Annotated in this window: 21 protein-coding genes; 13 read left to right on the top strand and 8 right to left on the bottom strand. The window is 67.6% G+C overall.

Translation table 11 applies throughout. From position 1 onward, the window contains the following. Positions 1-5 precede the first annotated feature (5 nt). The 8 genes from nuoN to LK539_RS00155 all read left to right on the top strand — a co-directional run bounded on the left by nuoN (position 6) and on the right by LK539_RS00155 (position 6089). Complete coding sequence (gene nuoN / locus LK539_RS00190; protein WP_227798882.1) at positions 6-1520, top strand: NADH-quinone oxidoreductase subunit NuoN; 1515 nt, start codon at positions 6-8, stop codon at positions 1518-1520. 8 nt (positions 1521-1528) lie between these two features. Further along, positions 1529-1858, top strand: a complete 330-nt coding sequence (locus LK539_RS00185) for a DUF2818 family protein (protein WP_227798881.1) — start codon at positions 1529-1531, stop codon at positions 1856-1858. Positions 1859-1909: 51 nt separating this feature from the next. Then, positions 1910-2467, top strand: a complete 558-nt coding sequence (locus LK539_RS00180; protein ID WP_227798879.1) for an NUDIX domain-containing protein — start codon at positions 1910-1912, stop codon at positions 2465-2467. Positions 2468-2470: 3 nt separating this feature from the next. Further along, the gene (locus LK539_RS00175; protein ID WP_227798878.1) at positions 2471-3181 is read left to right on the top strand and encodes a hypothetical protein; all 711 of its coding nucleotides are present in this window, start codon (positions 2471-2473) and stop codon (positions 3179-3181) included. Then, the gene (gene ispD, locus LK539_RS00170) at positions 3181-3915 is read left to right on the top strand and encodes a 2-C-methyl-D-erythritol 4-phosphate cytidylyltransferase (RefSeq protein ID WP_227799757.1); all 735 of its coding nucleotides are present in this window, start codon (positions 3181-3183) and stop codon (positions 3913-3915) included. The genes LK539_RS00175 and ispD overlap by 1 nt, the downstream gene beginning before the upstream one ends. Positions 3916-3921: 6 nt before the next feature. Further along, entirely contained in the window at positions 3922-4440 is a 519-nt protein-coding gene (ispF, locus tag LK539_RS00165; RefSeq protein ID WP_227798877.1) for a 2-C-methyl-D-erythritol 2,4-cyclodiphosphate synthase, read from the top strand. A 79-nt stretch (positions 4441-4519) separates the two neighbouring features. Then, the gene (locus tag LK539_RS00160; RefSeq protein ID WP_227798876.1) at positions 4520-5776 is read left to right on the top strand and encodes an MFS transporter; all 1257 of its coding nucleotides are present in this window, start codon (positions 4520-4522) and stop codon (positions 5774-5776) included. A 4-nt stretch (positions 5777-5780) separates the two neighbouring features. Continuing rightward, positions 5781-6089: a hypothetical protein gene (locus tag LK539_RS00155; RefSeq protein ID WP_227798875.1), complete on the top strand. Its 309-nt coding sequence runs from the start codon at positions 5781-5783 to the stop codon at positions 6087-6089. A 32-nt stretch (positions 6090-6121) separates the two neighbouring features. Here LK539_RS00155 and LK539_RS00150 read toward each other — a convergent pair whose 3' ends face one another. Beyond that, positions 6122-6433 (bottom strand): hypothetical protein, encoded by a 312-nt coding sequence (locus LK539_RS00150; RefSeq protein ID WP_227798874.1) that lies wholly within the window; start codon positions 6431-6433, stop codon positions 6122-6124. Beyond that, complete coding sequence (locus tag LK539_RS00145) at positions 6430-7920, bottom strand: S41 family peptidase (RefSeq protein WP_227798873.1); 1491 nt, start codon at positions 7918-7920, stop codon at positions 6430-6432. The genes LK539_RS00150 and LK539_RS00145 overlap by 4 nt, the downstream gene beginning before the upstream one ends. Between LK539_RS00145 and LK539_RS00140 the strand changes: the two genes are divergently transcribed. The 5 genes from LK539_RS00140 (at position 7919) to LK539_RS00120 (ending at position 10662) form a co-directional block, all read left to right on the top strand. Beyond that, positions 7919-8083, top strand: a complete 165-nt coding sequence (locus LK539_RS00140) for a hypothetical protein (RefSeq protein ID WP_227798871.1) — start codon at positions 7919-7921, stop codon at positions 8081-8083. The genes LK539_RS00145 and LK539_RS00140 overlap by 2 nt on opposite strands. Positions 8084-8093: 10 nt before the next feature. Next, positions 8094-8648: an NADPH-dependent FMN reductase gene (locus LK539_RS00135; RefSeq protein ID WP_227798870.1), complete on the top strand. Its 555-nt coding sequence runs from the start codon at positions 8094-8096 to the stop codon at positions 8646-8648. Next, positions 8638-9063, top strand: a complete 426-nt coding sequence (locus LK539_RS00130) for a VOC family protein (RefSeq protein ID WP_227798869.1) — start codon at positions 8638-8640, stop codon at positions 9061-9063. Before LK539_RS00135 ends, LK539_RS00130 begins: the two co-directional genes overlap by 11 nt. Continuing rightward, entirely contained in the window at positions 9060-9950 is an 891-nt protein-coding gene (locus LK539_RS00125; RefSeq protein ID WP_227798867.1) for an ion transporter, read from the top strand. Before LK539_RS00130 ends, LK539_RS00125 begins: the two co-directional genes overlap by 4 nt. Positions 9951-10086: 136 nt before the next feature. Continuing rightward, positions 10087-10662, top strand: a complete 576-nt coding sequence (locus tag LK539_RS00120) for a phasin family protein (protein WP_227798866.1) — start codon at positions 10087-10089, stop codon at positions 10660-10662. Here the strand turns inward: LK539_RS00120 and LK539_RS00115 are convergent. The 6 genes from LK539_RS00115 to LK539_RS00090 all read right to left on the bottom strand — a co-directional run bounded on the left by LK539_RS00115 (position 10659) and on the right by LK539_RS00090 (position 16635). Next, positions 10659-11882 (bottom strand): acyltransferase family protein, encoded by a 1224-nt coding sequence (locus tag LK539_RS00115; RefSeq protein WP_227798865.1) that lies wholly within the window; start codon positions 11880-11882, stop codon positions 10659-10661. The two genes, LK539_RS00120 and LK539_RS00115, sit on opposite strands and share 4 nt — an antisense overlap. A 160-nt stretch (positions 11883-12042) precedes the next feature. Beyond that, positions 12043-12288 carry a hypothetical protein gene (locus LK539_RS00110; RefSeq protein WP_227798864.1) on the bottom strand — a complete coding sequence of 82 codons (246 nt, stop codon included), beginning with the start codon at positions 12286-12288 and terminating at the stop codon, positions 12043-12045. A 117-nt stretch (positions 12289-12405) separates the two neighbouring features. Continuing rightward, positions 12406-13119 (bottom strand): LytTR family DNA-binding domain-containing protein, encoded by a 714-nt coding sequence (locus LK539_RS00105; protein ID WP_227798862.1) that lies wholly within the window; start codon positions 13117-13119, stop codon positions 12406-12408. Further along, positions 13107-14171 (bottom strand): sensor histidine kinase, encoded by a 1065-nt coding sequence (locus LK539_RS00100; RefSeq protein WP_227798861.1) that lies wholly within the window; start codon positions 14169-14171, stop codon positions 13107-13109. Before LK539_RS00100 ends, LK539_RS00105 begins: the two co-directional genes overlap by 13 nt. Before the next feature lie 53 nt (positions 14172-14224). Then, positions 14225-15187, bottom strand: coding sequence for an FHA domain-containing protein (locus LK539_RS00095; protein WP_227798860.1), 963 nt, complete (start codon positions 15185-15187; stop codon positions 14225-14227). Next, positions 15184-16635, bottom strand: coding sequence for a serine protease (locus LK539_RS00090; protein ID WP_227798858.1), 1452 nt, complete (start codon positions 16633-16635; stop codon positions 15184-15186). Before LK539_RS00090 ends, LK539_RS00095 begins: the two co-directional genes overlap by 4 nt. Between the last annotated feature and the right edge of the window lie 24 nt (positions 16636-16659).

The following is a 16659-nucleotide window of genomic DNA, read 5'->3' as shown; positions in this document are numbered from 1 at the left end:
AAGCCATGAACGAAATGAACTCCACTCTGTTAGCAGCGACCGACACCAATCTGGCGCCGGTCTATGCCGAAATCTTCCTGCTGATCGCGGCTTCCGCGATCCTGCTGATCGACATGTTCCTGAAAGAGGGCAAGCGCAACCTGACGTACGCGCTGAGCCTGCTGGCGATCGCCGGCTGCGCCGTGTTCACCTTCGCGGACATGAACAGCGGCGCCACCGTAACCACCTTCAACGGCATGTACGTGTCGGACCCGATGTCCAACCTGCTCAAGCTGGTGACCTACGCGGCCGTCGCGATGACCCTCGTGTATTCGCGCCAGTACGCCGGCGACCGCGCCATGATGTCCGGTAACCTGGGCGGCGAGTTCTACGTGCTTGCACTGTTCTCGATGCTGGGCCAGATGATCATGATCTCGGGTAACAGCATGCTGTCGATCTACCTGGGCGTGGAACTGATGTCGCTGTCGCTGTACGCGCTGGTGGCGATGCGCCGCGACCACACCATCTCGACCGAAGCCGCGATGAAGTACTTCATCCTGGGCGCGCTGTCCTCGGGCTTCCTGCTGTACGGCATGTCGATGATCTACGGCGCCACCGGTTCGCTCAACGTCGACGCCATCAACCAGGTGAGCTCGGCCGCCGGCGCGAACTCGACCATCCTGGTGTTCGGCCTGGTCTTCGTCGTGGCCGGCCTGGCCTTCAAGCTGGGCGTGGTCCCGTTCCACATGTGGGTTCCGGACGTGGTGCAGGGCGCCCCGACCGCCGTCACCCTGCTGCTGGGCGGCGCGCCGAAGCTGGCGACCTTCGCCATGGTGATCCGCCTGCTGGTGGAAGCACTGCCGGCGATGGCCTTCGACTGGCAGCAGATGCTGCTGGTGCTGGCCGTGCTGTCGCTGGCCGTGGGTAACATCACCGCGATCGCGCAGACCAACATCAAGCGTATGCTGGCCTACTCGACCATCGCCCAGATGGGCTTCGTGGTGCTGGGCATGATGACCGGCGTCGTCAACGGCGACAGCAGCAATGCCGCCGCTTCGTACAGCGCCGCGATGTACTACACCATCACCTACGTGCTGACCACGGTCGGCAGCTTCGGCCTGATCATGATGCTGGCGCGCGCCGGCCACGAAGCCGAGACCATCGCCGACTTCAAGGGCCTGGGCAAGCGTTCGCCGTGGTTCGCGATCGTCATGACCATCCTGATGTTCTCGCTGGCGGGCGTGCCGCCGATGGTCGGCTTCATGGCCAAGTGGGCCGTGCTGCAGGCTGTCGCCAACGCCGGCATGGTGTGGCTGGCCGTCGTGGCGGTGCTGTTCTCGCTGATCGGCGCCTTCTACTACCTGCGCATCGTCAAGACCATCTGGTTCGACGAAGCCGCCGATACCGCCGCCATCAACACCCCGGCCGACATGCGCGTCGTGATGTCGCTCAACGGCCTGGCCGTGGTGGTGCTGGGTATCGTTCCGGGCTGGCTGCTGGCGGTGTGCTACAGCACCATGCAGGCCACCCTCGCAAAGTAACAAGCGCCTTGGATTCCTCCCTGGCGTCCTGGCTGGTGGTCGCGATTGCACTCGCGGCCGCCAACCTGCCTTTCCTCACCGAGCGCGTGTTCGGTTTCATTCCACTGAAATCGAGCACGGCCAGTGACGGCACCGCGCGCACAAAGTCCTTCCCGCTGCGCCTGTTAGAGTTAATTGTTTTATACTTTGTCGTCGGCTTCCTGGCTCGCACCCTGGAATCCCGGATCGGCGGCGTGTTCGCGCAGAACTGGGAGTTCTATGCGGTCACCGGCTGCCTGTTCCTGGTGCTGGCGTTCCCCGGTTTCGTCCTTCGTTACCTGCGCAAGAAGCGCGGTTGAGCGCGTGGGCGGGAACACCTGCCCACCCTACAACCCGTAACTGGAGACCGCATGGTTCAAGATTTACGCGAAACCCGCATCGACGGCGGCGTGGTCTACGACGGCCATTTCCTCAAGGTCGAGCGCGACCGTATCAAGCTCCCGGACGGTTCCACCACCCAGCGCGAATTCATCCGCCACCCCGGCGCGGTGGTCATCCTGCCGCTGCTGCCAGACGGCCGCGTGCTGCTCGAGCGCCAGTTCCGCTACCCGAATTCCCAGGTCTTCATCGAGTTCCCGGCCGGGAAGATCGACCCGGGCGAAGACCACCTGGCCTGCGCCAAGCGTGAGCTGGAAGAAGAGACCGGCTACACGGCCGCCAGGTGGCGCTTCGTCTGCACCATCCACAACGCCATCGCGTATTCCGACGAGCACCTGGAACTGTTCATGGCCGAAGACCTGACCGCGGGCGAGCAGAAGCTCGACGAGGGCGAATTCCTGGAAACCTTCACGGCCACCGTCCCCGAACTGCTCGACATGGTCAAGCGCGGCGAGATTACCGACGTGAAAACCATCATCGGCACCTTCTGGCTCGAGAAAATCCTGTCCGGCAGCTGGAATCCAGCTTAAGGCATGAAGCGGCTGCTTGCGCTCGTCCTGTGGGTGTGGGCGCTTGCAGCCTCGGCCGCGCCGCGCACCGACTTCCAGGCGCGCTGCGAGGACACGATCGGCGAAACGCTATCGGTCCTCACCGGCACCCAGAACGGTTTCCGCATCGATAACACTGTCGGCTATCGCGGCCTGACCGCGATGAAGGGGCGGGCCACGAATGGCAGGGCGCGGCCCGGCCAGGTCGTGCTCGGCCTGACGCGCACCGAGTCGCGCGTGAGCATCAACGTCGGCGGGCGCCTGCTCACCGATCCTGCCAGCGGCTACGAGTGCATCGCTCCGCATATCGAGATCAAGCTCACCTATCCGCCGATCGTGGTCTTCATCAGCCGCGAATTCCGGCCCGGCTCCTGCGCCTATGAAGAAGTGCTGGCGCACGAGATGCGCCACCTGAACACTTACCTCGACTACCTGCCCAGGGCCGAAAGCCGGGTACGCCAGGCGCTCGAGCGGCGCTTCGAGGACAAGCCGCTGTACGCGCGCATCGGACAAGCGCAAAGCCTGCTCCAGCGCGAAATCGACCGCGGCTGGATGCCCTATATTAAAAGCGAAATGGCGAAGGTCGAGGCCTTGCAGGCAGCCATCGACTCGCCGCAGGAATATGCCCGCCTCGGCAAGGTTTGCGGAGGTGAGGTACAGTCGCTGATTCGACCTGTACGAAAAAGCAAGACATGATGACTGACCCTGCAACACCAGTAACCCAAGAAGCGTCGCAGCGCTATCTCGCGCTGATCCCCGCGGCCGGCGTCGGCGCCCGCATGGCTGCCGGCAGTCCCAAGCAATACCTGCCCATCGGCGGCAAGCCCATGCTGCGCCACACCATCGACGCCTTCCGCTCCAGCCCGCTCATTGCACACACCTATGTGGTGGTGAGCCCCGACGATCCCTTCATCGACGGCGTCGTGCCGGCCGAGGGCGTGACGGTGCTGCGCTGCGGCGGCGCCACCCGCATGGAATCGATCCGCAACGGCTTGCGCATGTTGCACGGCAGCGTGTCGCTGGACGACTGGATCCTCGTGCATGACGCCGCGCGTCCTGGGCTCGACGCGGAACTGATCGCGCGCCTGATCGTCGAAACGGGTGAACACCCGGCCGGCGGCCTGCTCGCGCTGCCGGTGGTCGACACCGTCAAGCGCCACGTCGGTGGGGAGGTGGCGACCGTCACGCGCGATGGCCTGTGGCTGGCGCAGACCCCGCAGATGTTCCGCTACCAGCTGCTGTGCCGGGCACTCGATGCCGCGACGGATCCGGCTGCGATCACCGATGACGCCAGCGCGGTTGAAGCGCTGGGACTGGCCCCCAAGTTGGTGGAAGGGCATCCCCGCAACCTGAAGGTGACGCTGCCGGCCGACATCCGCATCGCGGAGATGTACCTGGCTGCTTTCCGAACCGAACCGACAACGAACTGAATGACTATGGCACAAGCATCCTTTAATCCCACTCCGCCGTTCCGCATCGGAACCGGCTACGACTGCCACGCACTGGTCGAAGGGCGCAAGCTCATCGTCGGCGGCGTGACCATCCCGCACCGCCTGGGCCTGCTCGGCCACTCGGACGCCGACGTGCTGCTGCACGCGATCATCGATTCGCTGCTGGGCGCGGCTGCGCTGGGCGACATCGGCAAGCATTTCCCCGACACCGACCCGATGTTCGCGGGCGCCGATTCGCGCACGCTGCTGCGGGAAGTGGCGCACCGCGTGGTGGCGACCGGCTACACGATCGGCAACATCGACGCGACCATCATTGCCCAGCAGCCGAAGATGGCGCCGCACATTCCGCAGATGGTGTCGCGCATCGCCGAAGACCTGGGCCTGTCGCCGCAGCAGGTGAACATCAAGGCCAAGACCAACGAAAAGCTGGGCTTCCTCGGGCGTGAAGAGGGCATGGCGGCAGAGTCGGTGGCGCTGTTGATCCGCGCTGCGGAACCGGGCTAAGTAGATAGCTCTCTGACATGTGCGTGCATATGCACTATAATTCCTCGAACGGGCAACACGCCCATTCGGGGAGTCGCACATGACAACGCAAGAAACGATGACGCCGCGCGCGGCCTGGATGCTGATCCTGGCCGCGAGCACGATCCTGATGATCACGATGGGCGCGCGCCTGACCACGGGCCTGTTCCTGTCGCCGATCAACACTTCTACCGGCCTCGGCATCGCTACCATCAGCTTCGCGATGGCGGTCGCCCAGCTCATGTGGGGAGCCTCGCAGCCGGTCTTCGGCGCCATCGCCGACAAGTACGGCCCGGCCCGCGTGATCGTGATCGGCGGCGTCATGCTCGCTGTCGGCACGGCCGCCACGCCCTTCATGTCCTCCGAGTGGGGGCTGCTGCTCAGCATGGGCATCCTGTCCGCCGCCGGCGCGGGGGCAGGGAGCTTCTCGATCCTGATCGGCGCTACCGCCCAGCGCCTGCCCGCCGAGCGGCGCGCTTTCGCGTCCGGCTTCATCAACGCCGGCGGCTCCTTTGGCCAGTTCGTGTTCGCGCCGCTGATGCAGGCGATCATTGCCTCCGCCGGCTGGGTCATCGCCATGCTCACCATGGCCGCCACGACCCTGCTCACCATCCCGCTGGCGCTCGGCATGCGCAAGAAGCCGGCCGTGCCGCTGACCTCATCCCCCAGCGCAGCCCCGGTCGCTCCCGTGGCGCAAGGAATCAGCCTGAGCGAACAGCTGCGCCAGGCCATGCGCGACCGCAGCTACCTGTGCCTGCACCTGGGCTTCTTCACCTGCGGCTTCCACATCGCCTTCCTCGTGACCCACCTGCCGCAGGAAGTCGCGCTGTGCGGCCTGTCGGCCGGCGTGTCGGCTACGGCGCTGGCGCTGATCGGGCTATTCAACATCGCGGGCAGCCTGGCGGCAGGAGCGCTCGCCAACCGCTACCGCATGAAGTCGCTGCTCGCCTTCATCTACGGCAGCCGTGCCCTGATCATCGTGGCCTACCTGCTCGCGCCCAAGACTGCGCTGACCTTCTACCTGTTCGCCGGCGCGCTCGGCTTCACCTGGCTGGCCACGGTGCCGCCGACCGCCGGCCTGGTGGGCAAGCTGTTCGGCATGCGCTACCTGGCGACCCTGTTCGGCATGACCCTGCTGTCGCACCAGATCGGCGGTTTCTTCGGCGCCTGGCTGGGCGGCCTGTCCTTTGTCCGCTTCGGCGACTATACGTGGATGTGGTACGCCGACATCCTGCTGGCCGTGGCGGCCGCATTGATCAACCTGCCGATCCGCGAAGCGCCCGTGGCGCGTCCGGGACTGGCAGCAGCGAAAGGCTGAACGGATGGCGCGCGAAGCCTGGGCCTATCGCGAGGTGGCGGTGGAATCCTTTGTCGATCCGAGAACCGGACAGGTGAGCATTCGCCCGGTATCGGGCCAGGCCTATGCAACCTCGCTGCGGGTGCAGTGCGCGCGTGCGCTCAGCGACCCGGAGCGCTATCCGGTCGGCACCCGCTTCCTGGTATCGGCCAAGCTGACCGACCGACAGGGCGGCGCCCCCTTCCTGTTCGTGTGGCACGGCGATCCAGTGACCGTGATGAGCAAGGCGGCATTGACGCGCTTCCTGGGCGAGCGCAAGCGCCTGCGGCTCTGAGCTCCATCGGGGGCCGGACTGAGGCTGATCGGTCAGCGCGCCGGCTCCATGACCGCCAGCCAGGCCAGGACGATGAACAGCAGGATGCCGCACACGACGCTGAAAACGGTACCGATGCGCCGCGGCCAGCAGTGGGTCAGCAGCACCGCCAGGCCGCCGAACACGAAGGACAGGCTGGCGCAGATGGCCACCCACGGCGGGGCACGGTAGAGCGACACGCGTCGCGGGCGCGCGGACGGTACACCCTCGAGTAGCCCGGTGGTGAAGCCGAGTGCGAGCAAGCCGAGCAGCAGCATGCCGATCCCGCAGATCAGCGCATCGCGCCGCGTGTTCCGGACTTTCATTTGCCCGCCAGGTCGCGCTCCACCACATCGAGGAAGGTGGCGGTGCTCCAGCGCAGGTCTGTGACCGGGATATCGGGGCGGTAGAACTCGCCGTTGCCGCGCGGCCGGTTCACGTAGAGCTTGGTCGGCACGATGACGCGCGCCAGGCCACCCGGCAGGGGCTCGACCCGCACTTCCATGTAGGTCGAGTCCGCCGAGCTGGGCGCGCCGACCAGCTTCGTGTTGGGGAACAGCTTGAAGTAGTCGATCGCGTCCAGGCAGGCGCTGGCGCAGTTGCCGGGGACGATCACGTAGACCGGGCGGGTGAAGGGCGCGGCCGGCGCCTGCTGCACGGTCCCGCTGTTTTCCTCCGGCTCGTCCTTCGAGATGTAGTAGGGCTTGCCGGCCGCTTGGGCCTTGCGCGTGGCCGCTTCACGCTCGGCCCACCACTGCGCGGATGCGGTCTCGCCCCGGGCGATGTCTTTCTCCTTCCCCTGCTGGTAATAGGCGATGTTGCCTGGCGAAGCGCGGTACCAGACTTCGACATTCCGGTTGCGCGCATCGTCGCGCCGCTTCAGTTCGGCGTCGCCCCACAGCGCCTTGGCGAACTCCTCGCTCCAGCTCGAGCTGCCACCCTGGTTGCGGCGCAGGTCGACCACGACCGCGTCAGCGCCGAGGAAGCGCTCGCGCTCCTTGCGCACCTGCTCGTTGATCGCGCGGTAGGCGGCGCGTTCCGCATCGGACGGCTGGAAGGTCGGCATGGCGACCCAGAACAGGTTCTTGCGCGGTTCGCTCAGGCCGACCGGCAGGGTGGCGCCGGCGACGCTGTCGCGCAGTAGCGGCGTGCGCGAGTCGGGCATGGTGCGCCAGGCCAGCACGCGTTCGACCTGCCGGCCGTCAAGCTCGAAAACGCAGCGCTGCGGGCGCGGCGCGAACGGGTTGCCGAAGTCGGTGAACAGGTTGCGCGCCTGGCTCCACCACTGGCCTTCTTCCTTCGGACGGCCCAGGAAGGCGAACACGTTCTGCGCCAAGAGCCGGCGCGCCGGCTTGCCGTCGCAGGACACGATGCGCTCGCCCTCGCGCGCGGCGCCATCCTCGCTCGCGTACACGAACAGGTCGCCGCGCCAGGCGGCGACGAAGCCGGGCCACTCGGCCGGCTTGACGGCATCGAAATCGAAGCTGGGGTAGACGCCCGCGTGGCCATCGTGGATCCGGTTCGAAAAGCCCAGCAGGGCCGCGATGTAGCCGCTGCCGTCATTCACCTTCGCCGCCAGCGCCGCTCCATGGGCCCTGGCGGCGCGCAGGTTGCGCAGAAATGCCGGGTTGTGCGGATCGTGGGCGCCGGCATGGTTGGCCAGGGTGACCCGGTAGCCGGCGTCGACGTCGCGCAGGGCGGCGGCGCGCCAGGCCTGCGCCGTGAACGGCAGGGGCGGAGCGGCGTCGGCGGCCGACACGGTGGATGAATAGCTGGCGAGCGCTGCAAGGGCAGCGGCAAGGATGGTCGGCATGAAGCGCATGGCAGGCAGCGGGTCGGAATCGGGCGCCCACTATACCGCGGCCATGCTGCTGGGAAATGCGTGGTTTCTCACACCGCTCGCGCTCGCCGGCAGGAGGTGGACAGCGCAGGCTTGCAAAAATGGTTACCATCGGGTTTTCATTCCGCATTTTTGAGAGGACTACCATGGCCACACGGAACATCGCCGTCATCGTCGGCAGCCTGCGCAAGGATTCGTTCACCCGCAAGGTGGCGCAATCGATGATCGAACTCGCGCCCGCCAGCCTGCGCATGGAGATCGTCGAGATCCGCGACCTGCCGCTCTACAACCAGGACGACGAGACCGACAACCCACCGCCCGCCTTCACGGCCTTCCGCGAGCGCATCAGGCAGGCCGACGGCATCCTGTTCTGTACGCCGGAATACAACCGCTCGGTGCCGGGCGCGCTCAAGAATGCGATCGACGTCGGCTCGCGCCCCTACGGCAAGGCCGCCTACGCGGACAAGCCCTGCGCGGTGGTCAGCGTCTCGCCCGGCGCGCTGGGCGGCTTCGGCGCCAACCACCACCTGCGCCAGATGCTGCCCTTCCTGAACATGCCCTGCATGCCGGCGCCGGAAGCCTATGTCGGCATGGTGGGCAACAAGTACGAGGGCGACCGCCTGGTCGACGATGGGAGCCGCGCCTTCTTCCAGACCTTCATCGACAGCTTCGCCGCCTGGGTAGAGCGCCATGTCCGCTGAACACCCGATCGCGGTGCGCGGGCTCGACCACATCGTGCTGCGCGTGATCGACCTCGGCGCCATGATCGCCTTCTACGGCGAGGTGCTGGGCTGCCGGGTCGAGCGCCGCCAGGACGAGATCGGCCTGGTCCAGCTGCGCGCCGGCGCGTCCATGATCGACCTGGTGCCTGTGAGCGGCAAGCTGGGAAGCGCGGGCGGCGCCGCACCCAGCCTCGAGGGGCGCAACCTCGATCACCTGTGCCTGCGCCTCGAACCCTTCGACGAAGGCGCGATCCGGCGCCACCTGGCGGCGCATGGCGTGGAGGCCGGCCCGGTCGAATCGCGCTATGGCGCCGAAGGCGAGGGCCCGTCGATGTACCTGCTCGACCCGGAGCGCAATACCGTCGAGCTCAAGGGGCCGCCTTACACCGCATGAAGGCGCGCACGGCAACGACTGGCGACGCTCGGCCAGCCCGCTACGGCCGGCCAGACGGCTGGCGCGGCCGCCTGTACGACATCATCTTCCGCAGCGATTCGGTCGCCGGGCGGCGCTTCGACATCGCGCTGGTGCTGGCGATCCTGCTCAGCATCCTGGTGGTGGTGCTCGACAGCGTGCCGCGCATCCGGGTCCGGCACGCTGATCTCATGCATGGGCTGGAGTGGACCTTCACGCTGCTGTTCACGATCGAGTACGTGGCGCGCCTGCTGTGCGTGCGCCAGCCGCTGCGCTACGCTACGAGCTTCTTCGGCATCGTCGACCTGCTGTCGGTACTGCCCACCTATGTATCGCTGCTGGTGCCGGGCAGCGAAGCACTGCTCGACATCCGCATCCTGCGCCTGCTGCGCGTGTTCCGCATCTTCAAGCTGACCCTCTACATCGAGGAGTACACGCGCCTGGCCGAGGCGCTGGCGGCGAGCCGGCGCAAGATCATGGTGTTCCTGTCGGTGGTGCTGATGGCGGTGCTGATCCTGGGGACGGTGATGTACGTGGTGGAGGGGCCGGAACATGGCTACACCAGCATCCCGACCGCGATGTACTGGGCAATCGTCACCATGACCACGGTGGGCTACGGCGACATCACGCCGCATACGCCGCTCGGCAAAGGCATCGCCTCGTTCATGATGCTGCTCGGCTGGGGCATCCTGGCGGTGCCGACCGGTATCGTCACCGCCGAGATGACGGCGCGCCGCAACGACCGCCGTCATGGCCCGGCGCGCCTGGCGCGCGACTGCGAAGTCTGCGGCAGCAGCGGCCATGATGCCGGCGCAAATTTTTGCAAGGATTGCGGGGCCGAACTGCCCACGGCGCCGGCCCGGCCTTGAGTCCCGGGGCGGCCGCACCTTTGTGGTACATCAAACCTTGGCCCGGCTGCGCCTTTAGTCTTCTAGCCTCGTGCCGCGGCCCGCTCCGATGGGCTGCAGCGTGCCTTTCAATGCAATCACATAACGAGGTCAATGCATGTATCCCTTTCCGCAAACCGTGACTCCGGCCGTGCGCTCCCACATGGACGCGCAGACCGCCTTCCTGAACGACATGTCCAAGTCCATGTTCCGGTCCTTCCAGCAGATGTGCGACCTGAACATCCAGCTGGTGCAGACCCTGGTCGAGGAAAGCACCCTGGCCAGCCAGCAGGTGCTGAGCGCCGATCGCCAGACCGAGATGCTCAGCGCTGCCGCCGCGCGCGCCCAGCCGACCAGCGACAAGCTGCGCGCCTACCAGCACCACATCTCGCGCCTGGCGGCCGACGCCCAGGTCGAGCTGGCGCGGGTGACCGAGCAGCACGTGCAGAACACCACCCGTACCGCACGCGCCCTGGTCGACGAAGTCACCCGCAGCACCGCCGAGGAAACCGAGCGCAACATCCGCACCCAGCAGGAGGCGTTGCGCAACGCCGCCGACCCGTTCGCACGCCGCGACGGCGATGCGCGCCACGCGATGGAGGGCAACGGTGAAATGCAGCGCGGCCAGCCGGGACAGGGCGCGCAGCAGAGCGGCGCCCAGGGCAACCGCCCGGCAGGCGCGGCCACGCATTAAGGCCGCAGCGCCCGGCTGGCAGCGCCGGCGGGCGCTCCCACGGTGGCGGCATTGCCCGGTGCCGCCACCGGCGCCAGTCCAAACAGTGGCCGCAGCAGGCCGACGCGGCGCACCACCTCGAAGATCCCGAAACTCAGGGTCAAGGTCAGCAGCACCAGCAACAGCGCTTCCAGGCCCGGCGCGATCCGCAGCGGCTGCATGGCATGCGCCATCGTCACGATCAGGGTCTGGTGCAGGATGTACACCGGGAAGATCGCTTCGTTCAGGTAGCGCCGCGCCGGGCCGTCACGGTCCAGGTGGCGCGCCGCGAAGCCGCAGGCGGCCACCATTGCGCACCAGGCCTGCAGCGCATACATCGCATACACGAAGGGACGCAGGGACGCCATCACCGGCGGCGCGACCACCTCGTAAGCCGCGATCCACATCACGAGCAGGGCCCAGCCGGTGGCGGCGATGCCCAGGGCATGCCAGCGCAGCGGGACCAGGCGGGCCCAGAAGCCGGGGACGCGCGCCACCAGGGCGCCCAGCAGGAAGGGAATGAAGGACATCGCGTGGTTGTACCAGTCGCCGACCACGCTGTGGTTGGTCGGGAAATGCTCGACCAGGGCCACGCGGGCGATCGCCAGGACGGCGGCCGGCAGGGCGACGATGCGCCAGCCCGTCAGCCAGCTGCCGATGCGCGCCGCGACGGCGTCGAAGCGCGGCCCCAGCGCCGCGACCAGCCCGCCCAGCAGCATCGTGTAGATCCACAGGTAGGCGACGAACCACAGGTGGTTCCAGGTCGGCAGGATCAGGCAATCCTCGCGGCAGAAGCCGTTATAGGCCTGCAGGTACAGCCGCATGAAGGCGCCGTAGCCATCGGCGTAGCCGAGCTTTTCGACCACTTCCAGATAGGGCTGCGGCGGCACCACCACCAGCATGCCGAACACCAGCGGCAGCAGCAGGCGCAGGCTGCGCCGGCGCAGGAAGGTCGCGGTGCCGGCCTTGCGCAGCATGAGGCTGGCGGCGGCGCCTGCGACAAAGAACAGCAGCCCCAGGCGCCAGGGCGAGGACAGCATCATGAAGGGTTCCGGGAGTGTAGAGGCAAAGGGGCTCTTCACATGCCAGTCCCAGGTGACGTAGTACATGCCGACGTGGTACAGGATCAGGATGAAGAAGGCGATGATGCGCACCCAGTCGAGGAAGTACAGGCGCGTTGGGGGAGTGATTTGAGTGTTCATGGCGCACGCTCGTTGTCGAAGTGGCGCCAGCATGCCCGGCGTGGCGGCCGGCGGCGAGCGGTATGTGGCCAAACGGGATCGCGGCGGGGCGAGTTGGATGCAGGTCCTGAAGCAGGGTCAGGCAATGCGCCCGAGCGGCCGGCGCCGGAGGAACGCGGGCTTATTCCCAGGCAACCGGCTGGTCGCGCGATATCAGGTCTTCTGCGCGGACCGCGCCACCGGACAGCACACGAGCGATTACCGTAGCCTCGATCCTGCGCGCTTTCAGGTACTCGACTGCGCCGAGCGTGCCAACGGACGCCTGAAGTGCAAGGGCGTGCCTCACGGCCTGTTCGGCACCGACCGATGCGGGATGGGGCAACAAGGAACGCGTCAAGGCCCGGCGCTCTGCTTGTAAGGTTTCCATTGATTTTTCTGTGAAAAAAATCCGCCACCTCGAGAGTGGCGGAAAATACGTTGGTTCACGTAGGAGACATGAACAGGATAGTGGCGAAACATGTCGGCATGATGACAGCGCCGCGCCTCAGCCTGACTGCAGGGCCGCCATCAGGTCGGCGCGGTACTGGCGGCTGCAGGGCACGCGTGCGCCGCCGCGCAGCACCAGTTCGCAGTCGCCCTTGTCGAGCGGGACGACGCGTTCGACGGCCGCAGGCCGCACCGCGGCGCGCCGGTGGCAGCGCACGAAGCCGGTGCCGAGCTGGTCGAGCAGGCTTGACAGGGTCTGGCGCAGCAGCGGGGCGCCCTGCGCCGTGTGCAGCGCCACGTAGTTGTCGGCGGTTTCCAGCCACTCGATGTCGGCGACCTGCACCACGCGGGTGGCGCCGCGCTCGGTGACGAGCAGCTGGCGCGGGGCCAGGCCAGTGGCGGTGGATGCGGGGCGCGAGACGAGCCGCGCCTGCAGCCGTTCCAGCGCCCGCTTCAATCGTGCCTGGTCGAAGGGCTTGAGCAGGTAGTCGATAGCGTTGGCGTCGAAAGCGCGCAGCGCGTACTCGTCATAGGCAGTCACGAACACCACCAGCGGCGCCGGCTGTGGCAGCGAGGCCGCGAGGTCGATGCCGGACAGCTCGGGCATCTCGATGTCGAGCAGCAAGGCGTCCGGCCGGAACTCCGGCAAGCAGCACAGCGCCGCGTGGCCGTCGGCGGCTTCTTCAATCGCCTCGATGCCCGGTTCGAGCGCCAGCATGCGGCGCAGCCGGGCACGCGCGGGGCCTTCGTCGTCGACGATCAGGATGCGCATGGCAGCCTCAGTTCGGTGCGTACGCCGGCGGGCGCCAGCTGGGACAGGGACAGGCTGGCGCGGTCGCCATGCAGCGCCGCCAGGCGTGCGCGCAGGTTGGACAGGCCGAGTCCCGGGCCGCCGCCATCCGCGTCAGGGCCGAGCACTCCGCGGTCGTCCTCGATGCGCAGCGCCAGCCAGGCGCCATCGCGCGTGGCGCTGACCGTGATGCGGGTCGGCGCGCGCTGGCGCTCCACGGTGTGCTTGAACACGTTCTCCAGCAGCGGCTGCACGCTCATGGCGGGCAGCTGCACGCCGAGCGTGTCGTCGTCGATGCGCCAGTGTACCTGCGCGCGGCCGTCGAAGCGCTGCTCCATCACGCCCGCATAGGCGCGCGCCAGGCGTAGTTCTTCGCCCAGCGTGGCCTGCGGCCGCTCGCCCAGCGCCAGCGCGGCGCGCAGCAGGTCGGCAAGCTGCACCAGGGTGGCGTCGGCGCGCGCCACGTCGGTGTGCATCAGCGACGAGATGGTATTCAATGCATTGAACAGGAAGTGCGGCTGCATCTGGCGCGCCAAGGACTGCAGCTGGGCCTCGCGCAGGAGCGAGGCGGCCCGTTCCTCGCGCAGGCGCGCGCCCAGCAGCTCGCGATAGGACAGCAGGCCGAAGCCGATCATCGTGAACAGGCCGATGAAGACGGTGAGCTTCATCGATTCGTAGACGAAGACCTGGCCCCAGGGTTCATGGTCGTAGCTGGCGCCGGCCAGCGCATACACGGCGTGGCGGATGGCGAATACCGACGGTATGAAGGCGATCCAGTACAGGGGCAGCATGCTCGCCTGCAGCGCGAACCAGCGCAAGGGCGTGGCGATCAGGTGGTCGAAGCGGGCGCCATGGCGGCGTTGCAGGAACAGCAGCAGGGTAGCGACCAGCGCCGAGGAGCTCTCCCACAACACGGGCTGCCACCAGGCGCTGCCGCCGTCGCGCCGGTAGTCCTCGACGGCGACCAGCACCATCAGGGTCCAGAACAGGAGCCAGGCGATGGCGAAGGCGATTTTGCTGCGGGTCGGGTTCATGCGGCCCGATCTTCCAGCATCCGCCGGCGCTTGTCAAAGCCGGGCCAGTGGATTCAGTTGCCGCCGGCGGTCGGTGGGGCGGCGCGCTCCGCATCGAGTTCCTTGCGCATCGCCTCGACCCCGGCCATGTAGTCGGCCACGGTCGTGTCAAGGCTGGCGCGCAGCTCCGGCGGCAGCAGCACCGCCATGTACAGTTCGTCCGCCAGGCGCCCGTGGCGCTGCTGGTTGACGATCAGGACCAGGCAGGAAGCCAGCACCGCCGCCCCGGCGCAGATCGCGCGCAGGCGCCGCCTCAGGGGCGGCTTGATGGTCGCCAGGTGGAAGTAGATGATCCCGGCAATGGTGGCCGACGCCGCGTGCGAGCCGTAGCGCGTGAGCCATTCCAGCGAATAGGCATAAGCCAGGATCGAGGCCAGCAGGCGGAAGCCCAGCAGGGCCGCCAGGCCGCAGCCGAAGATGAACAGATGCCGCCCCAGCCGCGTATAGCGCCCGAACAGGCGGTTCATGAAGGCCCACAGGCTGCTCCACAGCAGCGCCGCGCCGATGCCGATGCTGGGCGCCAGCACGTAGTTCAGCAGCTCGAAGGGCTGGGCGTCGAACAGCCAGGTCACGAGCAGGGCGACCAGGCCCGCCAGCAGCACCCCGACCACGCCCGGCAGCACGCCCTCCCAGCCGTGCATCGTGCGGTCCAGCAGTTCGGCCGGCACCGGAAAGTCGGCCGCGCGCACGCGCAGCGAGGTATGGCCGAGGCGCACCACGGTGTCGCCTTTCATCTCCAGCTGCTGCACCCGCTTGCGGCCGTGGTTCAGGCCATTGCGGGTGCCGAGGTCGCGCATCAGGAGGGTGCCGTCGTCGGCCTGTTCGATCACGGCGTGGTGGGCGGCGGCGTATTCGTCGTCCAGGATGAAGTCGTTGTCGTAGGCGCGCCCGAGCCGGATCGGCAGCGCGTGCGCGCGCTGGCGGTGCAGCACCTCGCCGTTGCGCGCCAGGATCTCGATGGTCCAGGGGCCCTTCATCGCTTGCCTCCGCTGGGTGCGGGCGCCGGCCGGCGCAGGTTCCGCCCGAAGGAACCGAGGAAGGCGCGCGTGACGCGCATGCCATTCTCGTAAGAGACGCCGGACACGTCCAGGCGGCTCTGCAGGCTCGATTCGGCCGCGTTGGTGCTGGCCGTCAGCAGCGTGAAGTTGTACAGGCCCTCGAACTTGCGGTAGGCGCGCACGCAGGTGACGGCGCGCAGCGGCAGGGTGCGGGTGTGCACGAAGGCTTCCGTGCATACGGGCTTGGTCAGGCGTTCGTTGCCCTCACCCAGCGTGCCGGTGCGGAACAGGCGGCTGGCCAGGGCCGCGAAGGGCAGGCGCGCCAGGTTGTCGGAGCGGATGTACTGGTGGGTCATCGACACGTGCCCGGTCTGCTGCGACGAGGAGACATAGATCGCCGACTCCATCGCGCAGCTCATCAGGTCCGAGGTATACGCCGTCTCGGCCTTCACGTTGGAGCGCCCCCAGCAGCGCAGCTGGCCGGATTCGCGCACCGGCACCAGGTAGGGGCCCATGCTCTTGATCGCGAGCGGCTCTTCCAGCAGGCGGTCGACCATGGCGCGCTGGTGCTGCAGCAGCTGGGCCGCGATCAGGGGATTGAAGTCCTTCGGCGGCGCCGGCTGGCTGGCGACCCGGCGCAACAGCTCCTGCACGTACTTCACCGGCACCAGGAAGCTGACCGATTCGCCGTCGCGGCGCTTGGACACGTTGACGCCGGCCACGGTGCCGTTGCCGGTCACGCTGGGACCGCCGCTCATGCCCGAATTGATGGGTCCCCCGAACATGAGCTGGTCGTAGAAGCTGCGCGTGACGACGCCGTTGTAGGCGCCTTCGGAGATGGCAAAACCCAGGTCGAGCGGATTGCCGAGCGAGTACAGTCGCTGGCCCTGGGTCAGGCGCACCGGCCGCTCCGGCACCTTGAAGAAGCCGCTGCCCTCGCGGTTCACACGCAGCACCGCCAGGTCGTGCAGCACGTCGACCGCCATCAGCTCGACCGGGCCGCTGTTGCCGTCGGTGTCGACGTATTCCGCGGTGTAGACGTCGGGATCGAGCGCCATCTGCGACACCACGTGGTAGTTGGTGACCACCAGGCGGCCGCTGCCCACCAGGAAGCCCGAGCCGACGGTCGACTGGGTGCGGCCGTTCTTGAGCAGCATGCGGATCTGCAGCAGGTCGCCGCGCGCCGAGGCGTACAGGTCCTGGGCCGCCGAAGAGGGCGGCGGCAGGGCGTCCTGGGCATCGATCTCGCCCGGGCTTGGTGCCGGCGGGTTGGCGCCGGGTGGTGCGGACGGCGGCAGGTGTGGAGGCGGCGCGGGCGCCGTGACCGGACTGGTACGGGGCGGCCGGGTAGTCTGCTCAGGCGGCGGCGCCGTGGCTGCGCCTGCCGCGAGGCAGAAGAGCAGGAAGGCGGCAGCGGTCCGTTTCATGCAATCCGTTCATGGCAAGGAGGA

The organism is Massilia sp. IC2-476, assembly GCF_020707295.1.
Lineage (GTDB): Bacteria > Pseudomonadota > Gammaproteobacteria > Burkholderiales > Burkholderiaceae_D > Telluria.
The sequence above is the reverse complement of the archived record's forward strand: the minus strand, read 5'-3'. Positions and strand labels throughout refer to the sequence as shown.

Excerpts from the sequence above, each read along its gene's own strand:
- nuoN (WP_227798882.1), top strand. The coding sequence starts at position 6 with ATGAACGAAATGAACTCCACTCTGTTAGCAGCGACCGACACCAATCTG.
- LK539_RS00180 (WP_227798879.1), top strand. The coding sequence starts at position 1,910 with ATGGTTCAAGATTTACGCGAAACCCGCATCGACGGCGGCGTGGTCTAC.
- LK539_RS00175 (WP_227798878.1), top strand. The coding sequence starts at position 2,471 with ATGAAGCGGCTGCTTGCGCTCGTCCTGTGGGTGTGGGCGCTTGCAGCC.
- ispD (WP_227799757.1), top strand. The coding sequence starts at position 3,181 with ATGACTGACCCTGCAACACCAGTAACCCAAGAAGCGTCGCAGCGCTAT.
- ispF (WP_227798877.1), top strand. The coding sequence starts at position 3,922 with ATGGCACAAGCATCCTTTAATCCCACTCCGCCGTTCCGCATCGGAACC.
- LK539_RS00160 (WP_227798876.1), top strand. The coding sequence starts at position 4,520 with ATGACAACGCAAGAAACGATGACGCCGCGCGCGGCCTGGATGCTGATC.
- LK539_RS00155 (WP_227798875.1), top strand. The coding sequence starts at position 5,781 with ATGGCGCGCGAAGCCTGGGCCTATCGCGAGGTGGCGGTGGAATCCTTT.
- LK539_RS00150 (WP_227798874.1), bottom strand. The coding sequence starts at position 6,433 with ATGAAAGTCCGGAACACGCGGCGCGATGCGCTGATCTGCGGGATCGGC.
- LK539_RS00140 (WP_227798871.1), top strand. The coding sequence starts at position 7,919 with ATGAAGCGCATGGCAGGCAGCGGGTCGGAATCGGGCGCCCACTATACC.
- LK539_RS00145 (WP_227798873.1), bottom strand. The coding sequence starts at position 7,920 with ATGCCGACCATCCTTGCCGCTGCCCTTGCAGCGCTCGCCAGCTATTCA.
- LK539_RS00135 (WP_227798870.1), top strand. The coding sequence starts at position 8,094 with ATGGCCACACGGAACATCGCCGTCATCGTCGGCAGCCTGCGCAAGGAT.
- LK539_RS00130 (WP_227798869.1), top strand. The coding sequence starts at position 8,638 with ATGTCCGCTGAACACCCGATCGCGGTGCGCGGGCTCGACCACATCGTG.
- LK539_RS00125 (WP_227798867.1), top strand. The coding sequence starts at position 9,060 with ATGAAGGCGCGCACGGCAACGACTGGCGACGCTCGGCCAGCCCGCTAC.
- LK539_RS00120 (WP_227798866.1), top strand. The coding sequence starts at position 10,087 with ATGTATCCCTTTCCGCAAACCGTGACTCCGGCCGTGCGCTCCCACATG.
- LK539_RS00115 (WP_227798865.1), bottom strand. The coding sequence starts at position 11,882 with ATGAACACTCAAATCACTCCCCCAACGCGCCTGTACTTCCTCGACTGG.
- LK539_RS00110 (WP_227798864.1), bottom strand. The coding sequence starts at position 12,288 with ATGGAAACCTTACAAGCAGAGCGCCGGGCCTTGACGCGTTCCTTGTTG.
- LK539_RS00105 (WP_227798862.1), bottom strand. The coding sequence starts at position 13,119 with ATGCGCATCCTGATCGTCGACGACGAAGGCCCCGCGCGTGCCCGGCTG.
- LK539_RS00100 (WP_227798861.1), bottom strand. The coding sequence starts at position 14,171 with ATGAACCCGACCCGCAGCAAAATCGCCTTCGCCATCGCCTGGCTCCTG.
- LK539_RS00095 (WP_227798860.1), bottom strand. The coding sequence starts at position 15,187 with ATGAAGGGCCCCTGGACCATCGAGATCCTGGCGCGCAACGGCGAGGTG.
- LK539_RS00090 (WP_227798858.1), bottom strand. The coding sequence starts at position 16,635 with ATGAAACGGACCGCTGCCGCCTTCCTGCTCTTCTGCCTCGCGGCAGGC.